The organism is Amycolatopsis silviterrae (assembly GCF_042684085.1).
Lineage (GTDB): Bacteria > Actinomycetota > Actinomycetes > Mycobacteriales > Pseudonocardiaceae > Amycolatopsis > Amycolatopsis silviterrae.
Genome location: NZ_JBHUKS010000026.1, coordinates 253911 through 277830 on the forward strand (window position 1 = coordinate 253911; position 23920 = coordinate 277830).

General features: G+C 69.8%; 20 protein-coding genes. 14 read left to right on the forward strand and 6 right to left on the reverse strand.

The window, feature by feature from the left end; all coding sequences use genetic code 11:
• Nucleotides 1-63 precede the first annotated feature (63 nt).
• A complete protein-coding gene (locus ACFSVL_RS32540) occupies nt 64-705 on the forward strand; it encodes a GntR family transcriptional regulator (RefSeq protein WP_378309609.1) in 642 nt (213 codons plus the stop codon).
• A gap of 268 nt (nt 706-973) precedes the next feature.
• Here the strand turns inward: ACFSVL_RS32540 and ACFSVL_RS32545 are convergent, their stop codons facing one another.
• The 3 genes from ACFSVL_RS32545 to sucC all read right to left on the reverse strand — a co-directional run bounded on the left by ACFSVL_RS32545 (nt 974) and on the right by sucC (nt 3937).
• Complete coding sequence (locus ACFSVL_RS32545; protein ID WP_378309611.1) at nt 974-1828, reverse strand: LysR family transcriptional regulator; 855 nt, start codon at nt 1826-1828, stop codon at nt 974-976.
• A 69-nt stretch (nt 1829-1897) separates the two neighbouring features.
• The gene (sucD, locus tag ACFSVL_RS32550; RefSeq protein WP_378309613.1) at nt 1898-2773 is read right to left on the reverse strand and encodes a succinate--CoA ligase subunit alpha; all 876 of its coding nucleotides are present in this window, start codon (nt 2771-2773) and stop codon (nt 1898-1900) included.
• A 3-nt stretch (nt 2774-2776) separates the two neighbouring features.
• Nucleotides 2777-3937, reverse strand: a complete 1161-nt coding sequence (gene sucC / locus ACFSVL_RS32555) for an ADP-forming succinate--CoA ligase subunit beta (protein WP_378309615.1) — start codon at nt 3935-3937, stop codon at nt 2777-2779.
• A gap of 588 nt (nt 3938-4525) precedes the next feature.
• Between sucC and ACFSVL_RS32560 the strand changes: the two genes are divergently transcribed.
• The 4 genes from ACFSVL_RS32560 to ACFSVL_RS32575 all read left to right on the forward strand — a co-directional run bounded on the left by ACFSVL_RS32560 (nt 4526) and on the right by ACFSVL_RS32575 (nt 11499).
• Nucleotides 4526-6550, forward strand: a complete 2025-nt coding sequence (locus ACFSVL_RS32560) for a thiamine pyrophosphate-binding protein (RefSeq protein WP_378309617.1) — start codon at nt 4526-4528, stop codon at nt 6548-6550.
• A 16-nt stretch (nt 6551-6566) separates the two neighbouring features.
• Entirely contained in the window at nt 6567-7796 is a 1230-nt protein-coding gene (gene frc / locus ACFSVL_RS32565) for a formyl-CoA transferase (protein WP_378309619.1), read from the forward strand.
• On the forward strand, nt 7796-9934 hold the full coding sequence (locus tag ACFSVL_RS32570) for an acetate--CoA ligase family protein (RefSeq protein WP_378309621.1): 2139 nt from the start codon (nt 7796-7798) through the stop codon (nt 9932-9934). Before frc ends, ACFSVL_RS32570 begins: the two co-directional genes overlap by 1 nt.
• Nucleotides 9935-10095: 161 nt before the next feature.
• Nucleotides 10096-11499, forward strand: a complete 1404-nt coding sequence (locus tag ACFSVL_RS32575) for an OFA family MFS transporter (protein ID WP_378309623.1) — start codon at nt 10096-10098, stop codon at nt 11497-11499.
• Nucleotides 11500-11927: 428 nt separating this feature from the next.
• Here the strand turns inward: ACFSVL_RS32575 and ACFSVL_RS32580 are convergent, their stop codons facing one another.
• The gene (locus ACFSVL_RS32580) at nt 11928-12668 is read right to left on the reverse strand and encodes a GntR family transcriptional regulator (protein ID WP_378309625.1); all 741 of its coding nucleotides are present in this window, start codon (nt 12666-12668) and stop codon (nt 11928-11930) included.
• Between the two features lie 283 nt (nt 12669-12951).
• Here ACFSVL_RS32580 and ACFSVL_RS32585 point away from each other — a divergent pair, with 283 nt between their 5' ends.
• The 3 genes from ACFSVL_RS32585 (at nt 12952) to ACFSVL_RS32595 (ending at nt 16447) form a co-directional block, all read left to right on the forward strand.
• Nucleotides 12952-13962 (forward strand): pyridoxamine 5'-phosphate oxidase family protein, encoded by a 1011-nt coding sequence (locus tag ACFSVL_RS32585; RefSeq protein WP_378309626.1) that lies wholly within the window; start codon nt 12952-12954, stop codon nt 13960-13962.
• Between the two features lie 271 nt (nt 13963-14233).
• Nucleotides 14234-15421 carry a cupin domain-containing protein gene (locus ACFSVL_RS32590; protein WP_378309628.1) on the forward strand — a complete coding sequence of 396 codons (1188 nt, stop codon included), beginning with the start codon at nt 14234-14236 and terminating at the stop codon, nt 15419-15421.
• A gap of 78 nt (nt 15422-15499) precedes the next feature.
• Complete coding sequence (locus ACFSVL_RS32595; protein ID WP_378309629.1) at nt 15500-16447, forward strand: sucrase ferredoxin; 948 nt, start codon at nt 15500-15502, stop codon at nt 16445-16447.
• Between the two features lie 6 nt (nt 16448-16453).
• Here ACFSVL_RS32595 and ACFSVL_RS32600 read toward each other — a convergent pair whose 3' ends face one another.
• A complete protein-coding gene (locus ACFSVL_RS32600) occupies nt 16454-16855 on the reverse strand; it encodes a polyketide cyclase (protein WP_378309630.1) in 402 nt (133 codons plus the stop codon).
• A 468-nt stretch (nt 16856-17323) separates the two neighbouring features.
• Between ACFSVL_RS32600 and ACFSVL_RS32605 the strand changes: the two genes are divergently transcribed.
• The 4 genes from ACFSVL_RS32605 (at nt 17324) to gcl (ending at nt 21925) form a co-directional block, all read left to right on the forward strand.
• Nucleotides 17324-18313 (forward strand): 2-dehydropantoate 2-reductase, encoded by a 990-nt coding sequence (locus ACFSVL_RS32605; RefSeq protein ID WP_378309632.1) that lies wholly within the window; start codon nt 17324-17326, stop codon nt 18311-18313.
• A 200-nt stretch (nt 18314-18513) separates the two neighbouring features.
• Entirely contained in the window at nt 18514-19338 is an 825-nt protein-coding gene (locus tag ACFSVL_RS32610; protein WP_378309633.1) for a hydroxypyruvate isomerase family protein, read from the forward strand.
• A complete protein-coding gene (locus ACFSVL_RS32615; RefSeq protein WP_378309635.1) occupies nt 19338-20228 on the forward strand; it encodes a 2-hydroxy-3-oxopropionate reductase in 891 nt (296 codons plus the stop codon). Before ACFSVL_RS32610 ends, ACFSVL_RS32615 begins: the two co-directional genes overlap by 1 nt.
• Nucleotides 20229-20230: 2 nt before the next feature.
• Complete coding sequence (gene gcl, locus ACFSVL_RS32620) at nt 20231-21925, forward strand: glyoxylate carboligase (RefSeq protein ID WP_378309637.1); 1695 nt, start codon at nt 20231-20233, stop codon at nt 21923-21925.
• A 46-nt stretch (nt 21926-21971) separates the two neighbouring features.
• Here gcl and ACFSVL_RS32625 read toward each other — a convergent pair whose 3' ends face one another.
• Nucleotides 21972-22772 carry a helix-turn-helix transcriptional regulator gene (locus ACFSVL_RS32625; protein WP_378309639.1) on the reverse strand — a complete coding sequence of 267 codons (801 nt, stop codon included), beginning with the start codon at nt 22770-22772 and terminating at the stop codon, nt 21972-21974.
• 44 nt (nt 22773-22816) lie between these two features.
• Here ACFSVL_RS32625 and cmtR point away from each other — a divergent pair, with 44 nt between their 5' ends.
• Both cmtR and ACFSVL_RS32635 read left to right on the forward strand, forming a co-directional pair.
• Nucleotides 22817-23143: a Cd(II)/Pb(II)-sensing metalloregulatory transcriptional regulator CmtR gene (gene cmtR / locus ACFSVL_RS32630; RefSeq protein WP_378309641.1), complete on the forward strand. Its 327-nt coding sequence runs from the start codon at nt 22817-22819 to the stop codon at nt 23141-23143.
• Complete coding sequence (locus tag ACFSVL_RS32635) at nt 23119-23790, forward strand: cation transporter (RefSeq protein WP_378309643.1); 672 nt, start codon at nt 23119-23121, stop codon at nt 23788-23790. The genes cmtR and ACFSVL_RS32635 overlap by 25 nt, the downstream gene beginning before the upstream one ends.
• The last annotated feature ends 130 nt before the right edge of the window (nt 23791-23920 follow it).

A 23920-nucleotide genomic window follows, 5' to 3' on the forward strand; every position in this document is an offset into this window, starting at 1 on the left:
CCGGTACCATGCTGGACGGAAGCGGGCGAAGTCAAGCCCGCGAGAGAGTGGAGGAGCGCCCCCGTGACGCAACTGCAGCGCTCGAACCTGCGCGAGCAAGTGCTCGAAGTGGTGCGGCAGGCGATGGTGTCCGGCGAACTGCGCCCCGGCGACATCTACTCGGCGGCCGCGCTCGCGACGCGCCTGGGCGTGTCGAGCAGCCCGGTGCGCGAGGCGCTGCTGACCTTGGTCGACCAGGGCCTGCTGGAACCGGTCCGCAACCGCGGCTACCGGGTCGTCGCGATGAGCGAACGCGACCTCGACGAGATCTACGAGATGCGCCTCCTGCTGGAAGTCCCGGCGACTCTGTCCGCAGCCGCGAACGCCGGCCCCGACGACCTCGCCCGGCTGGACGGCCTGGCCGGCGAAATCGAATCCGCCGCCTCGGCTGGCGACGTGGCTCTGTTCCTGGAAGCGGACCGCCGCTTCCACCTGGACCTGCTGTCGCTGTCCGGAAACGGCCGCCTGACCGCCGCGATCGCGAACCTGCGCGACCAGACCCGGCTGTACGGCCTGGAAAAACTCGCCGAACACGGCCGGTTGGCGGACTCGGCACGGGAGCATCGGGAGATGCTGGCGACGGTGTCGGCCCGGGATTGGGCTCGGCTGGAGGAGCAGGTCCGGGTGCATTTGGAACACATCCGGGCGGATTGGGCGTCCGGCTGAGCTGGGGCGGGTGCCGACCGGTGCACTCCCGCCACCATCACGCTCGGCATCAGTCCGGCCCGGCTGCTGCGGCGGCGTCCGACTGGTCACGCGCCGACCGGCGCACTGACGCCATCATCACGCTTGGCATTGGCTTTCGCCCCGACATCAGACTGGCCGGTCAGGCGCCACCATGGTGCGGCAGGGCTCGATCGGCCGGAGGCTCCTGCCGCGAGCGCCGTGCGACCGCGCCGCAGGCACAGCGCCGCGGGGCAGGGGGATCGCCGCCTCACACCAGATGCCGCAGCACCGCCGCCACCGCCGGTCGAGGATCGCGAGCATGCGTCGCGGTGATGTGCCACGCCGGGCCGCCGCGAGCGAACCGGCGGCCGGTCAGATCGGGGAATTGCGCGGCGACCGATACCGGCAGCACGCAACCTCCGAGGTCGTGCCGGACCAGTTCGGCCGCCGACGGCGCGTCGGTGACCTCGTGCACGACCGTCCGCCGGACGCGAGCCGACTGGAACGTCCGGTCGGTGGCCTCGCGGATCGCCCAGCCCGGCGCGAAATCGACCACCGCCGTACCGGCGGCTTCGGCGGCCGACACCGGCCGTTCCGCCGCTCCGTCTCCCGCCGCGGTGACCAGCACCATCTCCTCCCGCCGGACCGGACGGCTCACCAACCCGTCACTGGGAGCGCAGCCGGCGACCGCGACCACTATGTCCACAGTGGACGTCACGACCGCCTCGCGCAGCTGGTGCGGCGGCGCGGTCCGCACCAGGACGCGCACCCCGGGGTAGTCCCGCCGCAACGCGCTCAGCGCCCGGTGCGGTTCCGGCCACGCCCCGGGCATGACGCCGATCCGGACCTCCCCGGTCACCTGCCAGCGCGCCCGGTCGACAGTCGCCCGAGCCTGGCTCGCGGCCTCCAGCGCGGTGCGCGCCGCCGGGAGAAACGCTTTGCCCGCAGGCGTTAACGCGACCCGGTGGGTGTTCCGTTCGAACAGTTCGGCGCCGAGATCGCGTTCGAGCGCACGGACCACAGTGGACACTGTGGACTGCACCGTGTGCAACCGCCGTGCGGCAGCAGTGAACCCGCCCTCCTCGGCCACCGCGACGACGGTTTCCAGCTGCCGCAAGTCCATCGGTCCTCCCGCGTTGAGACCACTCCGCCGGTAGCACTACGGTCGTAGTACTTTGTATCGGACGCTTCTTCAGGCGAGCACTTCGCGCACCAGCCGGGCCATCTCGCTCGGCGTGCGCCCCACCCGGATCCCTGCCGCTTCGAGCGCCTCCTTCTTGGCCGCGGCGGTCCCGGACGACCCCGACACGATCGCTCCGGCGTGCCCCATGGTTTTGCCTTCCGGCGCGGTGAACCCCGCGACATACCCGACGACCGGCTTCCGCACGTTCTCCCGCACATAGGCCGCGGCGCGCTCCTCCGCGTCGCCGCCGATCTCGCCGATCAGCACGATCACGTCGGTGTCCGGGTCCTTCTCGAACGCCTCGACCGCGTCGATGTGCGTGGTGCCGATGACCGGGTCGCCGCCGATGCCGATACAGCTGGAAAACCCGATGTCGCGGAGTTCGTGCATGAGCTGATAGGTGAGCGTCCCGGATTTCGACACCAGCCCGATCCGCCCGGGACCGGTGATGTCCGCGGGAATGATCCCGGCGTTCGCGAGCCCGGGGGAGATGAGACCGGGACAGTTCGGCCCGATGATCCGGGTCCGGCTGTCGCGGGCGCGCGCCCAGAACGCGGCGGAATCGTGCACCGGCACGCCCTCGGTGATGACCACCGCGAGCCCGATCCCGGCGTCGACCGCTTCGAGCACCGCGTCCTTCACGAACGGCGGCGGCACGAACAAGACCACTACGTCCGCACCGGTCTCCGCCATCGCCTCCGCGACGCCGCCGAACACCGGCAGCTGGTGCCCGTCAAGGGAAACAGTCTGCCCGGCCTTGCGCGGATTGACTCCGCCCACGACCTTCGTGCCCGCGGCCAGCATCCGGCGGGTGTGCTTGGTGCCCTCCGCGCCGGTCATCCCGGAAACGAGAACCCGGCTGGTGCCGTCAAGGAAAATCGCCATCGGTCAGCCCTCCGCCCCGGCCGCGAGCTTGGCCGCTTCACGGGCCGCGTCGTCCATCGTCGCCACCACCGTGACCAGCGGATGCGCTGCCTCGGCCAGGATCCGCCTGCCCTCGGCGACGTTGTTCCCGTCGAGCCGGACGACCAGCGGTTTCGTCGCTCGTTCTCCCAGCAGCGCCAACGCTTTCACGATGCCGTCCGCGACCGCGTCGCACGCGGTGATCCCGCCGAAGACGTTCACGAACACACTCCGCACCGCCGGATCCCCGAGAATCAGCCCGAGCCCAGCCGACATCACCTCGGCCGACGCACCCCCGCCGATATCGAGAAAGTTCGCCGGCCCCACGGCGCCCGCTTCGTGCGCCGCCGCAGCCACTACATCCAGAGTGGACATCACCAGCCCGGCCCCGTTGCCGATCACGCCGATGTCGCCGTCGAGCTTCACGTAATTGAGCCCTTGCTCCGCGGCCTGCTGCTCCAGCGGATCCCCGGCTTCCGCGTCCGCGAACGCCTGATGCCCGGCCTGCCGGAACGCCGCGTTGTCGTCCACCGTGACCTTCCCGTCCAGCGCGACGATCTCCCCGTCGGCAGTCCGGGCAAGGGGATTCACCTCGACCAGCGTCGCGTCCTCCGCCGTGAACACGTCCCACAACCGGACCAGGACGCAGGCCGCGTCAACCGGAAGCCCGGCCGCCGCGGCGATCTTGCGCGCCTTCACCAGATCCACCCCGACGCGAACGTCGACCGGCACCCGGACCAGCGCTTCCGGCCTGGTCGCGGCCACCTCCTCGATGTCCATCCCGCCCGCCGCCGACACCATGGCGAGGAAGGTCCGGTCGGCGCGATCGAGGAGGTAGGAAACGTAGTACTCGTCGGCGATGTCGCTGGCCTCGGTCACCAGGACGCGATGCACCCGGTGTCCTTTGATGTCCATGCCGAGGATTTCCCCGGCGAGCCGCTCGGCGTCGTCCGGCGTCGCGGCGAGCTTCACCCCGCCCGCCTTGCCGCGCCCGCCGGTCTTGACCTGCGCCTTGACCACAACTGCGCCACCGATCGCGACGGCCGCCGCCCGCGCTTCCTCGGGCGTCTCGGCGACGCGACCGCGGGGGACCGGTACGCCGTGCGCGGCGAAGAGATCGCGCGCTTGGTGTTCTAAAAGGTCCATGGGGATTCCTTTCCTGCACTGAGGCGGGGAGTCGGTGGTTGTCCTGCCTGGATGGCGAGTCGGTGGTTGTGCTGCCTGGAGGTGGGGAGCCGGTGATCGTCATGCCCTGAGGCGGGGAGTCGGTGGTTGTCCTGCCTGGATGGCGAGTCGGTGGTTGTGCTGCCCGGAGATGGGGAGCCGGTGGTTGTCCTGCTTGGAGGCGGGGAGCCGGTGGTCGTCCTGCACGGAGATGGGGGTCGGTGGTTGCGGCTGAACGGCTCGCGGCCCAGCGCCGGATCCGGGCCTCGTCCGTCGTCGAGGTCGCCGCGCGGAGCCCGCTCGGCGGGCCGTCCGGGCAGGTCTCCGGTGCGTGTCGGACGGTCCGTTCCGGGACCGACAAACCGGCCGACAAACCTGCGGATGCCCCTGGACAGCGGGCGGCTCGAAGAGTAAGTCTAATGCCTACCTCATACGGTATGCAATCTACAGTCTTCCGGCGATGAGCCGCTGACCTGCGGCGACAGGCCCGGCGGGCGGCGGAGAGGGCACGAGCAGACCGGGACGAGCGCGCGGATCAGAGAGGTCCGCCGCGGACAGGAGGAGTTGCGCATGTCGCCAACCACGACCGGCCGCCAAGCAGGCCAGCACACCGGCGAGAACGTCAGCGGGCAGGACGGAAAGCAGGCCGGGGAGACCACCGGCGAACAGATCAGCGAGACCGCGATCGGGCCGACCGGCGAGCGCGCGCGGAAGCAGGTCGGCGAGAGCGTCAGCGAGCGGACCGGCGGGCACGCTGGGGAGCAGACCGGCGAGACCGCCAGCGAGCAGGCTGGCGAGCGCGCGGGGAAGCACACCGGCGAGAGCGCCAAGGGCAAGATCGGCGTGACCTCGGGAGAGAAGGCTGCCGGGACCACCGGCCAGCCCCGGGCAACCGCCTCAGCCACGAGCGCGAACGGCGACCACCCGGCTGAGACGATCTCCGGCGGCCACCTCGTCGCGAAAGCCCTGAAAGCCGAAGGCGTCGACACCATCTTCACCCTCTGCGGCGGCCATATCATCGACATCTACGACGGCTGCGTCGACGAGGGCATCAGCGTCATCGACGTCCGGCACGAGCAGGTCGCGGCGCACGCGGCCGACGGGTACGCGCGGATCACCGGCCGTCCGGGGTGCGCGGTCGTCACGGCGGGCCCGGGGACGACCGACGCGGTCACCGGCGTCGCGAACGCGTTGCGCGCGGAGAGCCCGATGCTGCTGATCGGCGGCCAAGGCGCGTTGAGCCAGCACAAAATGGGCTCCCTGCAAGACCTTCCGCACGTGGACATGATGACCCCGATCACCAAGTTCGCCGCCACCGTCCCGCACACCTCGCGGGCCGCGGACCTGGTGTCGATGGCGTTCCGGGAAGCCTTCGCGGGTGCGCCGGGACCGTCCTTTTTGGAAATTCCGCGTGATGTCCTCGACGCCCGGGTGCCACTGGAGAACGCGCGGATCCCGCAGTCCGGCCGTTATCGCGCCTCCACCCGGAACGCGGGCGATCCGGCGGACGTCGAGCAGCTGGCCGATCTTCTGGTGCACGCCAAGAAACCGGCGATTCTGCTCGGCAGCCAGGTCTGGACGACCCGCGCCACCGAGCCCGCGACGGAACTCGTGCGCGCGCTGAACATCCCGGCCTACATGAACGGCGCCGGCCGGGGAACGTTGCCGCCGGGCGATCCGCACCATTTCCAGCTTTCCCGTCGCTACGCGTTCGACAACGCCGACGTGATCGTCATCGTCGGCACGCCGTTCGACTTCCGGATGGGTTACGGCAAAAGGCTTTCCGCCGCCGCGAAGGTGGTGCAGATCGACCTCGACTACCGCACGGTCGGCAAGAACCGCGACATCGACCTCGGCATTGTCGGCGACGCGGGCCAGATCCTCGCCGCGGTGGCGGACGCCGCGTCGGGTCGGGCGGACAACGGGGCGGTCGCGCGCAAGCCGTGGCTGGAGGAATTGCGCGCGGTCGAGGAGAAAGCCAAGCTGAAGCGACTGCCGCACCAGCATTCCGACGCGAATCCGATCCATCCGTACCGGCTGGTGCACGAGATCAACGAATTCCTCACCGAGGATTCGATCTACATCGGCGACGGCGGCGACATCGTCACGTTCTCCGGCCAGGTCGTGCAGCCGAAGGCGCCGGGACACTGGATGGATCCCGGTCCGCTCGGGACACTCGGCGTCGGCATTCCCTTTGTCCTGGCGGCGAAGCACGCGCGGCCGGACCAGGAAGTCGTCGCACTCTTCGGCGACGGCGCGTTCTCGCTGACTGGCTGGGATTTCGAGACGCTCGTGCGGTTCGATCTGCCGTTCGTCGGGATCGTCGGGAACAACTCGTCGATGAACCAGATCCGCTACGGCCAGGCGCAGAAATACGGACTGGCGCGCGAACGCGTCGGAAACACTCTCGGCGACGTCCCGTACGACCAGTTCGCCCGGATGCTCGGCGGCTACGGCGAGGAGGTCCGCGACCCGGCGGACATCGCCCCGGCGCTGCGCCGCGCGCGGGAATCCGGCAAGCCGTCGCTGATCAACGTCTGGGTCGACCCGGACGCCTACGCCCCCGGAACCATGAACCAGACGATGTACAAGTAGTCGGGAGGAGCCGAAGATGGGAAAGGCACTGGAGGGCGTCCGCGTCCTCGACATGACCCACGTCCAATCCGGACCGTCGTCGACGCAGATCCTCGCCTGGCTCGGCGCGGACGTCGTGAAGCTCGAAACCCCCGGCCGCGGCGACATCACCCGGGGCCAGCTGCGCGATCTGCCCGGAGTGGACAGTCTCTACTTCACGATGCTGAACTCCAACAAGCGCAGCATCACGCTGAACATGAAAAGCGAGCAGGGCAAGGAGGTCTTCACCAAGCTCGTGTCCTCAGTGGACGTGCTGGTGGAGAACTTCGGACCCGGCGTGGTGGACCGGTTCGGCTTTTCCTGGGATCGGCTGCGCGAGATCAACGAGCGGCTGATCTACGCGTCCATCAAGGGTTTCGGGCCCGGCCGGTACGCGAATTTCAAAGCCTACGAGGTGATCGCGCAGGCGATGGGCGGCTCGATGAGCACCACCGGCTTCGAACAGGGCCCGCCGACCGCCACCGGCGCGCAGATCGGCGATTCGGGCACCGGCATCCACCTCGTCGCGGCCATTCTCGCGGCGCTGTATCAGCGCACGAGCACCGGGCGCGGCCAGCGCGTGCAGGTCGCGATGCAGGACGCGGTGCTGAACCTGTGCCGGGTCAAGCTGCGCGACCAGCAGCGCCTCGCGCACGGCCCGCTGGGGGAGTACCCGAACGAACGCTTCGAAGACGAGGTGCCGCGCTCGGGCAACGCGTCCGGCGGCGGGCAGCCGGGGTGGGCGGTGCGCTGCGCGCCGGGCGGGCCCAACGACTACATCTACGTCATCGTCCAGCCGGTCGGCTGGACCCCGCTGACCGAGCTGATCGGACGGCCGGAGCTGGCCGACGACCCGGATTGGGCGACCCCGGAGGCCCGGCTGTCCAAACTGGACAAGGTGTTCGCGATGGTCGAGGAATGGACCGAGCAGCGCACCAAATGGGAGGTCATGGAGCTGCTCAACGCGCGCAACATCCCTTGTGGACCGATTCTGTCCACTAAGGAGCTGATCGAGGACGAGACGCTGGCCGAACTGGGGTCGGTCGTCGAGGTTCCGCACCCGGAGCGGGGCGCGTTCAAGACCGTCGGCTGCCCGTTGAAGCTGTCGGATTCGCCGGTGGACGTCGAGCGTTCTCCGTTGCTGGGCGAGCACAACACCGAAGTGCTCGGCGAACTGGGCTACAGTGCGGCGGACGTCGAGCAATTGCGTGCGGCGGGTGTGATCTGATGATCAGCGAAACCAGCCGCGCGGCAGTCGAGGAAATCCTGGCGCGCGCAGCGGCGGAAGGCCGTTCCGCGTTGACCGCACCGGAGGGTCGTGCGGTCTGTGAGGCTTACGGTATTCCGACGCCCCAGGAACGGCTCGCGACGTCCGCGGCGGAAGCGGTGGCGCAGGCGGCGGAAATCGGCCTGCCGGTGGTGCTGAAGATCGTGTCGCCGGACATCCTGCACAAAACCGAGGCCGGCGGAGTGCTCGTCGGCCTCGGCAGCGAGCAGGAAGTCGCCGACGGTTACGCCACGATTCTGGCCAACGCCAAGGCCTACGACGCGTCCGCGCTCATCACCGGCGTGCAAGTGCAGCAGATGCTGACCAGCGGGCAGGAGGTGATCATCGGCGCGGTCACCGACCCGAGCTTCGGCAAGATCGTCGCGTTTGGACTCGGCGGGATTCTGGTCGAGGTGCTGAAGGACGTCACTTTCCGGCTGGCACCCACCAGTACGGAGGAAGCACTGTCCATGGTGGACGGCATCGCCGCGGCCGAAGTCCTCAATGGAGTGCGCGGCGGCGCGGCGGTGGACAAGGCGGCGCTGGCTGACGTCGTGCACCGGCTGTCGCAGCTGGTCACGGACTTCCCGCAGCTGGCCGAGGTCGACCTCAACCCGGTGCTCGCGACCGGCGACGGGGCGACCGCGGTGGACGTGCGGATCATCGTCGACCCGGCGGCGGCCGCGGAACCGGTCCGGTTCGACCAGGACGAAATCCTCGCCGCGATGAACCGGATCATGAAACCGGCGGCGGTCGCGGTGATCGGCGCGTCCGCCGAGGACGGCAAGATCGGCAATTCGGTGATGAAGAATCTCGTCAACGGCGGCTACGCGGGCGAGATCTACCCGATCAATCCGAAGGCCGCCGAAATCCTCGACCGCAAGGCGTATCCGAGCATCGCGGACGTGCCCGGCGACGTCGACGTGGCGGTGTTCGCGATCCCGGCCAAATTCGTGCCGGCGGCTCTGGAAGAGGCCGGCGCCAAGGGGGTCGCGGGCGCGATCCTGATCCCGTCGGGCTTCGGCGAGACCGGAAACATCGAGCTGCAGAACGAAGTCCTGGCCATCGCGCGCAAGCACGGCGTGCGGATTCTCGGGCCCAACATTTACGGCTACTACTACACGCCGGAGAATCTGTCCGCGACGTTCTGCACTCCGTACGACGTCAAAGGCGGTGTCGCGCTGTCCTCGCAGAGCGGCGGGATCGGGATGGCGATTCTCGGCTTCAGCCGGTCGGCCGGGATGGGCGTGTCGGCGATCGTCGGCGTCGGGAACAAAGCGGACATCGACGAAGACGATCTTCTCACCTTCTTCGAGCACGACGACAACACCGAACTCGTCGCCATGCACCTGGAAGACCTCAAGGACGGCCGCGCGTTCGCCGAGACCGCGAAACGGGTGTCAGCGAAGAAACCGGTGGTGGTCCTGAAAGCCGGTCGGACGTCGGAAGGTGCGAAAGCGGCCGGATCGCACACCGGCGCGCTGGCGGGCAATGACCGCGTCTACGACGACATCCTGCGTCAGAGCGGCGTCATTCGCGCTCCCGGGCTGAACGACCTGCTCGAATACGCGCGAGGCGTGCCGAAACTGCCGACGCCGAAGGGCGAGAACGTCGTGATCATCACTGGCGCGGGCGGCTCGGGTGTGCTGCTGTCGGACGCCTGTGTGGACAACGGGCTCACGCTGATGCGGATCCCGGACGATCTCGACGCTGCGTTCCGCGAATACATCCCGCCGTTCGGCGCGGCGGGAAACCCGGTCGACATCACCGGCGGCGAACCGCCGTCGACCTATCGGAACACCATCGCGCTCGGCCTTTCCGACGATCGTATTCACTCGTTGGTTCTCGGCTACTGGCACACGATCGTCACGCCGCCGATGGTGTTCGCGGAACTGGTCGTGGACGTCGTGGAGGAGTTCCGGCGGAAAGGGATCCACAAGCCGGTGGTGGCCTCGCTGTCCGGAGATGTCGAGGTCGAGCAGGCCAGCGAGCACCTGTACGCACACGGCGTCGTCGCCTATCCGTACACGACCGAGAAACCGGTCGCGGTGCTCGGTGCGAAGTACCGCTGGGCGCGTTCGGCGGGTTTGCTCTCTTGATCAAGTCCGGAGGGAGGCGTACGTTGCCCGACACCTAACCGCTGGTCAGCGGAGTGCGGCGAGGAAGGGACGCCGGAACGCAGCCCGCGTTCCGGCTCGGGGGAAGAACGGAGACAGCCCGGGACGGGAACCGAAGCCAACGGTGACGAAAGAGAATGCTGATGACCGCAGCCCAACCGACATACCAGGAGATCGTCGACGACAACGGGCGGACTTACCGGATCGGGGAGAGCCCCCGGGACCTGATGGGACGGTCCCGCAGCTGGATGGTGTGGCTGCCGTGGGTGGCCATGATGGCGGTGAGCGTTTTCGAATACGGCTGGGGAGCCGTCGAGGGAACGCTCGAGGACAAATACGGCTGGTCGCTGTCGGACGCGTTCTGGCTGGCCAGCATCTGGGCCGTGTTCCAGGCCGGGGTCGCGTTCCCGGCCGGGCGGCTGCGGGAGAAGAACATCGTGTCGGCGAAGACGGCGATGCTGACCGGGGCGGCGTGTTCCGGGATCGGCTACTTCTCCATCGCGCACAGCGGAAATCTGGTGGTGGCGTTCATCGGGTATTCGGTGCTGGGCGGCATCGGCGCCGGCCTGGTGTACGCGACGTGCATCAACATGGTCGGCAAATGGTATCCGGAGAAACGCGGTGCCCGCACCGGTTTCGTGAACGGCGGATTCGCGTACGGTTCGGTTCCGTTCATTTACCTGTTCAGTGCTTTCCTCGGACAGGAGAATGTGACGATCACGCTCGACGCGATCGGCCTGTACATGCTCGTGGTGGTCGGGCTGTGCGGTTTCCTGTTCAAGGACCCGCCGAAGAACTGGTGGCCCGCCGACGTCGACCCGATCGCCTGGCTGAAGGGCAACGCGGCCGGGAAAGCCAAGAGCCTGGCCAAAAACCCGCCTGCGGTGCGCCAGTTCACGCCGATGGAGGCGATCCGCACCGGGATGCTCCCGCTGATGTGGGTCACCCTGGTGGTGATCGGCGGGGTTTCGCTGTTCGGGATCAATTTCCAGGTCGATTTCGCCAAGGAAAGCCAGTTCGGCGCTTTCGTGGCGGCGTCGTCGGCGGGAATCCTGGCGGTGGTGAACGGCGTCGGGCGCGGAATTGTCGGCTGGGCGTCCGACCGCATCGGCCGTAAGGCGACGCTGTTCTGGGTACTGGTGATCGCCGCGCTCGCGCAATTCGGCGTGCTGTGGTCGGGCAAGTCGCACAGTTTGTTCTGGTTCATGGTGTTCGCGGTGCTGACCGGTTTCGGCAGCGGCGCGTTCTATCCGCTGTTCGCGGCGCTGGTGCCGGATTACTTCGGCGAGAACCACAACGCGACCAACTACGGCATCGTCTACAGCGCGAAGCTGGTCGGCGGCGTCGGCGGCGGTGGCCTGGCGGCCGGAGTGATCGCGGCGTGGGGCTACACCGGCGCGTATGTGCTGGCCGGATGCATCGCGCTGCTTTCCGCGGCGATGACGCTGTTCCTGCGTCAGCCTGGCCGGTCCGGTCCTGGCGCGGCGGAGAAGGCGGGCAAGCCGATCGCCCGCACTGCTCCGGCGACTGGCACTGCCGGGAGCTGAGTTCGGGAGACGGGCCCGGGAGCGACGGGACGGCTGGCATCCGCCCCGTCACTCCCGGGTTGCTTTGTGCGGCCGGGCGTTGCCCGGCCGATCCTGTTGTGCCGCCGATGTCGCGGAGGGACGGTGGTTTCTGCGCCGGGGACTCAAGCCGGCTGGCCTCGGCCTGCTGCCCCTGCCCGACCGTTTCCTTGGGGTCTGTGAGGGGCCCCTTGAGGGAATCAGATTCCCTCAAGGGGCCCCTCGCGGACCTGCGAGAACGACCATCTTATCATAAATCGGATATTTCGGCAGAGCTGGAGTCCTTTGTGGACGGTTGGTGGCCGGAAACGACGCACCTTGAGTTTCCGGGCATGGGAACCGCATTCCTTCGAGGCTCCGCGGACAGCGCGACCGCCCAGGGAGTCCGGTGCGGAGCCGACACCGTGTCGCTAACCTTGCTCAGCCGCGTCCGGCCGGTCGTGGAACGCCTGGCGGGTGCGTTCGGTGTGCTGCGCCATGATTTTCTCCGCCTTCTCGACGTTGTGCGCCGCGATCGCCTCGATCAGCGAGGCGTGCTCCTGCCAGGCGTCGCGGCCGCGCGGACGGGCGATCGGCGTGTAGTACCAGCGCACCCGGCGGTCGACCAGGCCGATCAGCTCGGACAGGACGGCGTTGCCGGTCAGCTCGGTGATGTAGGAGTGCAGATCGGAGTTCGCCGCGACGAGCCGTTCGCTGTCGTCCGCGGCGAGGGCTTTCATGCCGACGTCCTGCAGTTCCCAGAGGCGCTTGATGTCCTTCTCGGTCGCGCACGCGGCGGCCAGCCGCGCGGAATGGGTCTCCAGTACGGCCCGGACGCCGAGCAGCTGATCAGCCTCCTCGTCGGTGGGCAGGTGCACGAACGCCCCCTGCGCGGGCCGGAGGTCGACCCAGCCCTCGCTCTGCAGCCGTTGCAGCGCTTCGCGAACCGGCTGACGGCTGACGCCCAGGTACTCCGCCAGATCGGCCTCGACGAGATGCTGCCCGGGCTCGAGCGTGCGGTTGATGATCAGCTCGGCGAGCGCGTCGTACACGACCTGCCGCAGCGGCGCGGGCCGCTCCACCCGGTTGGCGCTCTTGCCGGCGAGCGACCCCTTGGCCGTCCGGCGGCCGGTGGGCCCGCGTTCGGGCAGGGGAGAGACGGTCTCGGTCACGGTGCACCTCGGGTGGGATCTGCGGCGGGAATCCGGGAACTCAGTCTTCAGAATACAGGTTTTGGTATGCAAAATCCCGGGATTCTGAATCGTGTCCGCGGATCGGGTGCCGGAGCGGCCCGGCGGAAGGGGTGATCCGGGGGTTTGGCCTGGTGGGGCGGGCGAGCGGGTCGAGGCGAACCGAGGCTGGCGAGCACATGGCGGCACCTGTCGGACGTGTGAACCCGCGCCTCTCGCCGCCCGCCGAGGCCGCGGCAAGATCGTCTTAGGCTAGCCTAAGAACATGGGGATCATCCGAGCAGTGCCGGACCTGGAACGCGTCGTCGGCGAGCGGCCGCTGCCGGTCATGATGAAGTCGATCGATCATCTGGACCCGCATTGCCTCGCACTGCTCAGGCACAGTCCCGCCGCCGTCCTCGGCTACGTGGGTGCCGGGAACCGCCAGCGAGCCGAAATGACCGGTGGCGCGCCCGGGTTCGCGGCGGCGGAGAGCGAGTCGCGGCTGCGGCTGCCCATCCCGGCGGATGCCGAACCGGGCGCCGGCGCCGCGCTGCTCGTGCTCGTCCCCGGGTGGCGCGAAACCTTGCGGATCAACGGAACCATCGCCGAAGACGGTCTCCGCGTCGAGGAAGCGTTCCTCCACTGCGGCAAAGCGGTGATCCGCTCGAACCTCTGGGACCCGGCCGCCGCGCCGGAGGACCCGGACGCCGTCGAGGAGGGCTCGGCACTCGGGCCCGCGGCGGCTGCTTTCCTTGCCGCAGCACGGTTCGCGGTGATCACGTCGCGGGACGGCGCCGGGCTCGCGGACGCCAGTCCCAAGGGCGACCCGCCCGGGGTGGCCAAGATGATCGGACCGACGACGGTCGCACTCGCCGACCGGCCCGGCAACCGGCGCACCGATACGTTCCACAACGTCGTGGAGCGGCCCGACGTGGCTGTCGTGGTCGTCGCACCGGGTGACACCCGCACGTTGGAGATCGCTGGGAAGGCCGCGATCAGCACGGAACCCGAGCTGCGCGAGTCGATGACCGAGCGCAACCGCACCCCGAAAGCGGTGCTGAAGGTGGAAATCGAGACCGTGCGGCTCGCGCAGAGCGCCGCGGTCCGGGACGCCGGACTGTGGGACGCCGCCCGGCGCGTCGACCCCGCTGACCTGCCGAAGCCGTCGACGATCTGGACTGATCACGTCCGGCTGAACGACACCGAGGGCACCGCCGCGAAACTGGTGCGGGCCGGGGCGAAGGAGCGGCTGGTGCGAGCCGGTCTCGCGCGCGACTACCGGCAGAATCTATGATCGGCGGGCTTTGCCCAGCGTCGTCGCAGACCCGGCCAAGACTACTCAAATGACCGATGTCCGCCCCCGCGATCGACACGTAGCGTGGGGCTGACCCAGTCGTCGACGTTGTGAGGTCCGCATGGCTCAAGAACGCATGACAACCGACACCGACACGGCCGCCAGCGGCTTGCTGCTCAGCGTGGAACCGCTGACCGCCGCGGTGGACCGGGGCAAGGCCAACGGCGCGGTCGCCGACAACGACGGCAACGACTAGCCGTTGACCCGCTCCATGACGGAGATTCCCGGACTGGCCGGCCTCGTGGCACCGCTCGAGGCCGGCCAGTTCTTCGCGGACGTCCTCGGCAAGGCCCCGCGCCGGTTCCCCGGCGAGAAGGGCCGGTTCGCCTCCCTGCTCCCGTGGCCGGAGCTGGACCGAGTGCTGCGCCAGCACCGGCTCGAGTTCCCCCGGTTGAGGCTCGCGCTCGACGGCGACGTCGTCCCCGCGCACACCTATACCGAAATGGTGTCGACCCGGCGCAACGGCCTCGTCCCGCGCGTGCTGTCGGCGCCGTTCGCCGAGCACCTGCGCGCCGGCGCGACGCTCGTGGTCGACTCGGTCAACGAACTGGTCGACGAGGTCGGCGAGCTGGCGAGCAGGCTCGAACACGACCTGCGCGAGCGGATCCAGGTCAACCTCTACGCGGGCTGGGGCACCACGCACGGCTTTGACGTCCACTGGGACGACCACGACGCGTTCATCATCCAGCTTTCCGGGCGCAAGCGGTGGCGCCTGCACGGCGTGACCCGGCCTTCGCCGCTGCAGCGGGACGTCGAACTGCCGGAACGTCCGGAGGGCGATCCGTACGACGACTTCCTCCTGGAAGACGGCGACGTGCTCTACCTGCCGCGCGGGCATTGGCACGACGTGTCCGCCGTCGGCGAGGAGTCCTTGCACCTGACGATCGGCTTCAACGCGGCCACCGGCGTGGACCTCGTGGCGTGGCTGGCCGACCAGCTGCGGTCCGACGAACTGTTCCGCACCGACCTGCCCCGGTTCGCCGGCCCGGACGCGCGCGCCGAGCGGGCCGAAGCACTGCGCAGCCGGCTCGCCGAACTCACCGCGGGCGACGTGGTCAGCCGGTTCCTCGACGACCGGGACGCGCAGGCTCCCGCGCAGACCCGCGTCGGCCTGCCGTGGGCGGCGACGGCGGACTTGCTGCCGCCGGACGACGATTTCGAGGTCCGGCTGCTGGTCCCGCGCGCCGCGCTGGTGGACGGCGACGGCACGGTGGCCCTGTTCGGGGCGGGGAAGCGGCTGGTGTTCGCCGATGCTGCGCGACCGGTGCTCGCCGCGTTGCTGGGGTGCGCTCCGCAGCCGTTCAAGGTCCTGGCCGACGCCGCGCCGGGCGTGCCGCCGGAGACAGTGCGGGCGCTCCTGCGGGAGCTGGTCGTCCAGGGTCTCGTAGCCCGCGCCTGAGCCGCCCGATCGAGTGATCGTCGCGCGGCGGGACGGTCGGGGCGGAAGGGGTTGGCGGGAAGTCAGCTATACTTAGGCATGCCTAAGCCCGACGTGCCGCACTCTGGGCCGGGAGTCTGCTTCCCGGGCCGGAACGCGGTGCCCGGATGCGCCGCGCTGACCCGCGAACTCGGCGGCGAGCCCGCCGGGACCGCCGCGCGCATGACGTCCTGGCTGCTGGTCGAGCAGCCGGGTTCGTGGGGGCCGGACGCCCTCGAAGAGCTGCTGGCCGCCGCGTTTCCCGCCGAACGCCTCGACGCCGCGCGAGCCGCGGGCCTGCGTCCGCTGCTCATCCGGAAGCCGGGCCGGCACGCGCGGGTGCCGGGTGCGCCGCGCACGGTGTACCTCGCCAGCGGGCAGCCCGGGAACCGCTGGACGGAACGCCTCGACGTCGCCGACCTGGCCGAACTAGCCCACCTCGACCTCGAAGCGGTCGCCGCCGGCCGTCGCGGGCACGGCGAACCGGTGTCCGGCCCGCTCTTTCTCGTGTGCACGCACGGCAGCAAGGACATGTGCTGCGCGGTCTTCGGCCGTCCGCTGGTGACCACCCTCGCGCAGAACCATCCGGGGCAGGTGTGGGAGGTCAGCCACGTCGGCGGGGACCGCTGGGCGGGCAACCTGCTGACGGTGCCGGACGGTTACCTCCACGGCAGCCTCGCGGTGCCCGAAGCCGAACTGGTGGCGAAGGAAGCACTCGGCGGGAACGTCCGGTTGGAGAACCTGCGCGGCCGCACGTCCGCGGAGAGCGCGTGGTCGCAGTTCGCCGAGATCGAGGTCCGCGGCCGCACTGGCCGGCGCGGCCTCGACGCGGTGCTGGCGGTCGCGGAGGAACCCCGGGGCGAGGCCAGGAGCGTGCTGGTCGAGGCGGGCGGACGGCGGTACGAGGTGCTGGTGCGGCGCACGGAGCCGATTGCCTCCGCGCACAGCCGGTGCTCCGCGCGGCTGGTGCTGTCCGGGTTCGTGGCGGAGTCGGTGCGGGAGGTCTGACCTCGCTCAGTTCGCCGTTTGCTCGGCGAGCCGCTTGAGGTTCAGCAGCTGCCGCCGAGCCATGATCAGATCGCCGACGGACACCCCGACCGCCACCCAGCGGCGGGTTTGCATGACGACCTTGAGCAGCAGACGCGTCGTGTCGTCCGGCTGGGGCACGAGGACGTAGGACATGAAGGCGCCCATGACGCTCGCCGTGAGCTGTTTTCCTTGCTCTACCGAGACGATCCGGCCGAGTTTGCGCCCACCGGAGGCGGTGAAGCTGTCGCCGGTCCGGGGTTCGGGGAGTCCGGCCAGTTCGCGGGGCGAGCGGCGGCCGAGGTTGTCGATCCAGTCGTAGGAGTACGGGGCGAGTCTCACCTGGGTTACCCATGGCCAGACCGCTTCGGCGGCTGTTCCGACGGTCACGCCGCGCCAGGCTTGCAGGGCGGGGGGAGGTGACGAAGTCGTCGCAGGGGTAGGGGCGCGCGATCTCGCTGTCGTTGACTCCCCATCGGTCGCCGATCATGCCGCCATTCTCCACTGGGGTTGGTGTGCGACGGTGGGCGCGTCGCGTGGCCGGGCCGGGGCCGCTGCGCGACGCGGGATCCGTTGCGTGGCTGGGTCGGGGCCGCTGCGCGACGCAGAGTCCGTCGCGTGGCTGGGTCGGGGCCGTTGGCTGCGTGTGCTGCGGGGGCCGGACCGAGCGGGTGGATTGGCGCGCTGCGCGGCGAGCCCGCACAGTCCGCAGGCTCCGCACCGCCACGCAATTCGCGGCCCCTGCCCGTCCCCGGTCGCCATCGCCGTTTCCGATGACCAGATCCTGGCTCCGCAGACACCACACGGGATACTGTATGCAATCTAACATCGGCAGAATCCTGACCACAGGAGGCAACCATGCGGGTGGCTGTTCTGGGCGCGGGAGCGATCGGCGCGTACGTCGGCGCGGCCCTGCATCGCGGCGGTACCGAAGTCCACCTCGTCGCCCGCGGTGCGCATCTGGCCGCGATGGCGGCGGACGGCGTGCGCGTCCGGAGTCCCCGCGGTGACTTCGCCGCGCGTCCGCACGTCACGTCGGACCCGCGCGAGATCGGGCCGGTCGACTACGTTTTCCTTGGCCTCAAAGCACATTCGTACCCGGACTGCGGCGCTCTGCTGGAACCGCTCCTCGGTCCGGGCACCGCGCTCGTGGCGGCGCAGAACGGCATCCCGTGGTGGTATTTCCACGGGCTGGCCGGTCATCCGCTGGAGGGCCAGCGGGTCGAGGCGGTCGATCCCGGCGGGGCGACCAGCCGGGTGCTCGCGGTCGAACGGGCGGTCGGCTGTGTGGTGTACTGCTCGACCGTCATCGAGGAGCCGGGCGTGATCCGGCATCTCGAGGGCACGCGGTTTTCGCTTGGGGAACCCTCTGGCGGAACCTCCGCCCGTTGCCGGAAGCTCGCGGACGCGATGATCGCGGGCGGGCTCAAAGCGCCGGTCGAGCCGAGGCTGCGCGACGACATCTGGGTCAAGCTGATGGGCAACGTCGCGTTCAATCCGCTCTCCGCGCTCACCCGGGCGACCATGGCGCAGATGTGCGAGCACGGCGAAACCCGCGCGCTCGTCGCGGAGATGATGACCGAAACCCTCGCGATCGCCCGGGCGGCGGGAGCGGATCCGCAGGTGTCGGTGGAGAAGCGGATCGACGGCGCGTGGCGGGTCGGGCACCACAAGACGTCCATGCTCCAGGACCTCGAAGCGGGGAAACCGCTGGAGATCGACGCGATCATCGGCGCGGTCGTCGAACTCGCCGATCTGACCGGGGTTCCGGCTCCCGCGCTGCGGCACGTCCGCGCCGCGATCGGGCTGCTCGATCGCACGGCGACGGCGGCGATTCCGGTCGGCTGAGCGGAAATCGCGCCGCTGTCCACTGTGGAGTAAACCGGGCGGTCGCGGCGAGCCGGGCGTCGCCGTCTGCTCCGCCCGTGGAGACCCCGTTCCCGAACTTCCCGTTGACCGGACCCTTCGCGTCCAGCTATTCTCGAACTACGGAAGAAAACTTCCACACAGCGAAATAGCTGATCGAGATGTGAGGAGCCGAGGTACTCATGACCGGTCCCGCCGGGGAGCGGCACTCGCTGCCCTATGCCGCCAACCTGTCGATCCTGTTCACCGAACTCCCGATGCTCGAGCGCGCGCAGGCCGCTCGGGCAGCGGGCTTCACCCTGGTGGAGTACTGGTGGCCGTTCGAAAGCGCCGACCCGTCCGGGGACGACGTCGACCGGTTCGCGCGGTCGGTCGAGCAGGCGGGCGTCCAGCTGACCGGGCTGAACTTCTACGCGGGCGACATGGCCGCGGGCGAGCGCGGGCTCGTGTCGTGGGTCGGCCGCGAGGCGGAGTTCGCGACGAGCCTGACGGTCGCGCTCGGGCTCGCCGAACGGCTCGGCTGCCGCAGCTTCAACGCGCTGTACGGCAACCGGATCGACGGGGTCGATCCGTCCGAACAGGACGGCCTGGCCCGTGATCACCTTGCCGCGGCGGCGAAAGCGGCCGAGGGCATCGGCGCGCAGCTGGTGCTCGAACCGCTGTCTGGCACCCCGGCGTACCCGCTGAAGACCGCGGCCGACGCGGTCGCGGTGCTCGACGAGCTCGGCCTGGACAACGTCCGGCTGCTCGCGGACCTCTACCACCTCGCGGTCAACGGCGACGACCTCGACACCGTGATCGCCCGCCACACCCCGCGCACCGGGCACGTGCAGATCGCCGACGCGCCGGGCCGGCACCAGCCGGGCACGGGGGAGCTGGATCTCGAAGGATATCTGGAAAAGCTGCAGGCGGCGGGCTACGCCGGACCGGTGGGCGTCGAGTACAAACCGGACGGCTCCACTGTGGACTCGCTGGCCTGGCTGCCGTACGAGCGAAGGGGAAACTGATGAGCAGGATCGGGTTCGTCGGACTGGGCGTGATGGGCACGCCGATGGCCGCTCACCTCGCCGCCGCCGGGCACGAGGTGAGCGGGTTCGACCTCAACGCCGACGCGCTGGCCAAGCTGGAAGCGGCGGGCGGCCGGGCGGCGAAGGACGTCGCCGACGCGGTGTCCGGGGCCGAGTTCGTGATCACCATGCTGCCGAACCACCCGCAGGTCGAGCAGGTCGTGCTCGCGCCGGGCGGAGTGCTCGACGCGGTCGCGCCCGGCACGCTGCTGGCCGACATGAGCACCATCCGGCCGGAGACGTCGATCGAGGTCGCGAAAGCCGGTGCGGCCAAGGGGATCCGCGTGCTGGACGCGCCGGTGTCCGGCGGCCAGGCCGGTGCCGAGCAGGCCGCACTGTCCATTATGGTCGGTGGCGACGAGGCCGATTTCGCGGCCGCGAAGCCGGTGTTCGACACGCTCGGCAAGACCGTGGTGCACGTCGGCCCGCACGGCGCGGGCCAGGTCGTGAAGGCGGCCAACCAGCTGGTGGTCGGCGGGATCTACGGGCTGGTCGCCGAGGCGATCGTGCTGCTGGAAGCGTCCGGAGTGGACGCGGGCACCGGGCTCGACGTGCTGGCCGGCGGGCTCGCCGGCAGCCGGATCCTCGAGCTGAAGCGGAAGTCGATGGTCGAGCGGAAGTTCGAGCCGGGCTTCCGGATCGACCTGCACCACAAGGACATGGGCATCGCGCTGGCCGCCGCCCGGCAGTCCGACGTGGCGCTCCCGCTCACCGGGCTGGTCGCGCAGCTGGTCGCGGCCGGGCGCGCGATGGGCTACGGCTCGCTGGACCACTCCGCGCTGCTGAAGGTCGTCGAAGAACTGTCCGGCCGCTCGTCCCAGGAGGTGTGACCATGGCCCGGGTCCCCGCTATGCAGGCAGTCGTCGACGTGCTGGTCGACGAAGGGATCGACGTTGCCTTCGGCTGCCCCGGCGCGGCGATTCTGCCGCTGTACGAGGCGATGCAGGACCGCGGTATCGACCACCTGGTGGTGCGCCACGAGGAAGGCGCGACGCACATGGCCGACGGTTGGTCGCGCACGACCGGCAATGTCGGCGTCGCGATCGGCACGTCCGGTCCGGCCGGGACGAACATGATCACCGGCCTGTACACCGCGCATGCGGATTCGGTCCCGATCCTGTGCATCACCGGCCAGGCCGCGACGACGAAGCTGCACCAGGAAGCGTTCCAGGCGGTGGACATCGTCGAGATCGCGCGGCCGGTCACGAAGTGGGCGGTCCAGGTGAAGGAAGCCGCGCAGCTGCCGTGGATCTTCCGCGAGGCGTTCCGGATCGCCCGGTCCGGACGACCGGGTCCGGTGCTCATCGACCTGCCGATCGACGTGCAGAAGCAGATGATCGAGTGGGACTCGTCGATCGATTCGGCGCTGCCGGTGAGCACGGTCAAGCCTTCGCCGGCGCGGGTCGAGCGGGCGCTGGACATGCTGCTCGCCGCCGAACGCCCGCTGATCCTGGCCGGCGGCGGCGTCGTGCTCGGCGAGGCGAGCGATCCGTTGCGGCGGCTGGCGGAACGGCTCGGCGTCCCGGTCGGCGTCACGCTGATGGGCAAGGGCAGCTTCCCCGAGGACCACGAGCTGTTCGCCGGCATGGCGGGCATCCAGACGTCGCAGCGCTGGGCCAACGCCGCGTTCCTGGAGTCCGACCTGGTCCTGGCGCTGGGCGCGCGGTTCGGCGACCGGCACACCGGCGAGCTGTCGGTGTACCGCGGCGAGCGGAAGTTCATCCACGTCGACATCGAACCTACGCAGCTGGGCAAGGTGTTCGGCCCGGACCTCGGCGTCGTCTCGGACACCCGCGAGTTCCTCGAAGCGCTGCTGGCGGCGCTGGACGCGCGCACGACTCCGGCGCGGGACCGCGCGTGGGTCAAGCGGCTCGGCGACCTCAAGGCGGAGCTGCCGCGCAAGGAGGACTTCGACTGCACGCCGATCAAGGCGCCGCGGGTGTTCAAGGAACTCAACGAGTTCTACGGGCCGGAGACGTATTTCGTCACCGCGATCGGGCTGTACCAGATCTGGTCCGGGCAGTTCCAGCGCGCGCACCTGCCGCGGCACTACCAGGTGTGCGGGCAGGCAGGCCCGCTCGGCTGGGAGATCCCGGCGGCGATCGGGGTCAAGAAGGCGCGGCCGGACGCGGAGGTCGTCGGCGTGGTCGGCGACTACTCGTTCCAGTTCCTGGTGGAGGAGCTGGCGGTGGCCGCGCAGTACGACGTCGGGTTCGTGCTGGTCATGCTCAACAACGAGTACCTGGGCCTGATCCGCCAGTCCGAGCTGCCCTACGCGATGAACTACCAGGTCGACATCCACTACGACGACCACGGCACGGACAACGTGAAGATCATGGAGGCCTACGGCTGCTCGGGCACCCGCGTGGCGGACCCGGGGGAGATCCGGTCGTCGCTGGAGTGGGCGCGCAAGGAAGCGGAACGCACCCGGCGGCCGGTGCTGGTCGAGATCATGATCGAACGCGAGGGCAACGCCGCGATGGGCGCCGCGCTGGACGCGGTGCGGGAGTTCGAAGCGGCCGAATGACGGAAACCGGGCCGGGGCGGTCGCGCTTCGGCCCGGTTTTCCGTTGTCAGGTGGCGGAAACGAGGTCCGCCAGCGAAGCGAGCGCCTCCGCGTCGCGGGTGCCCGGGGTCGCGTGGAAGACCACCAGCTGCAGCGCGGCCGGGCCGGGGACGTCCAGTTTGTCGCTGTGCAGATCGAGGTCTCCGGCGACGGGATGGCGGAGCCGGACGAGGTGGCCGGTGCGCGGTTTGACGTCGTGCCGGGCCCAGAGATCCCGGAACCGTTCGCTGCCGGCGGCGAGGTCGGCGACCAGTCCTGCCGCGGCACCGAGGTCGGGTCCGAGCGCGGCGCGGAGACCGGCCACGCCGTCGGCCGCCATCTGGTCCCAGTCGCGGCGCAGGTCTCGCTCGGCCGGGTCGAGGAAGACCGCGCGGAGCAGGTTCCGGCCGACCGCGTAGTTCGGCGAAACCGCGGCGGCGATGGGATTCGCGGCGAGGACGTTGGTGAGCCGGTCCTGGACGTACGCCGGATTCGTCGGCCAGGTGGCGATCAGCTCGACGATGCTCGCGGGCACGTCCGGCTCGGCTTCTCCGGGCTGGGCTGGCGCGGCGAGCTGGTGCAGGTGCCTTCGCGCGGCTTCGTCCAGGCCGAGTGCGCGGGCGAGTGCGTCGAGCACCTGTGCCGACGGATTCTGGTCGCGGCCCTGTTCCAGCCGGATGTAGTAGTCGCTGCTGATCCCCGCCAGGAGCGCGAGTTCCTCGCGGCGCAGGCCTCGCACGCGGCGTCGTCCGCTGTCCGGCAGGCCGACGTCGGCCGGGGAGATCCGCTCTCGCCGGGCGCGGAGGAAGTCGCCGAGGAGGTTGTCCACCGGACCAGTATATTTGATTCAGCGACTGCTGTACTATTGCGGCTGTGCTGATCTCAGAGACTCGTGAGGCGGCGCTCGCGCGCCTGGGCCGCGCGCTGGCGGATCCGACGCGCTGCCGGATTCTGGTGGCACTGCTGGACGGTGTCTCGTACCCGGCGCAGCTGGCGTCGCGGCTGGAACTGAGCCGTTCGAATGTCTCGAACCATCTCGCGTGCCTGCGCGGCTGCGGCCTGGTGATCGCGACTTACGAGGGCCGGCAGGTGCGGTACGCGATCGCCGACCCGCATCTCGCGCGCGCGTTGTCGGAACTGACGCAGGTGGTCTTGGCTGTCGCGCCGACGGAGGCATGCGTCGAGGAGACAGCGCGGTGACGGATTGCTGCGCCGACTCGTCGGGCTGCGGCGACGCTCGGCCGGCGGTGGACGCCGCTCGCCGGGCAGTTTTGCACCGCCGGGTGCAGTGGCTGGTCGCCGGGACGATCACGTACAACGTGGTCGAGGCGATCGTCGCGGTTTCCGCCGGGACGATCGCGTCCTCGTCCGCGCTGGTCGCGTTTGGACTCGACTCGGTGGCCGAGGTGCTGTCCGCGGTCGCGGTGGCGTGGCAGTTCGCGAGCGCGGATCCGGAACGCCGGGAACGGACCGCGCTGCGGGTGATCGCGGTGTCGTTCTTCCTGCTCGCCGCCTACGTGACGGCCGATTCGGTGCGTTCGCTGTTCGGCGGCGGCGAGGCGGAGCATTCGACCGCCGGGATCGTGCTCGCCGCAGTGTCCTTGGTGGTGATGCCGGTGCTTTCGGGTGCGCAACGCCGGGCTGGCCGGGAACTCGGCTCGGCCAGCGCGGTCGCTGACTCGAAGCAGACGCTGCTCTGTACTTACCTCTCCGGGGTGCTGTTGGCCGGGTTGCTGGTGAACGCGCTGTTCGGCTGGTATTGGGCGGATCCGGTCGCGGCATTGGTCATCGCCGCGGTCGCCGTCCGCGAGGGGCTCGAGGCCTGGCGGGGCGAGCACTGCTGCTGATCGCGGATCAGATGTCGCTGGATGGTGCGCAGGGCCATGGCCAGCGCGATGAATACGCCGATCAGCGTCAGCGCGGCAGCTAGGTCGTTCACCTGGGGCCTTTCTCCGGTGTTCGTGCGGACTGGCCGAG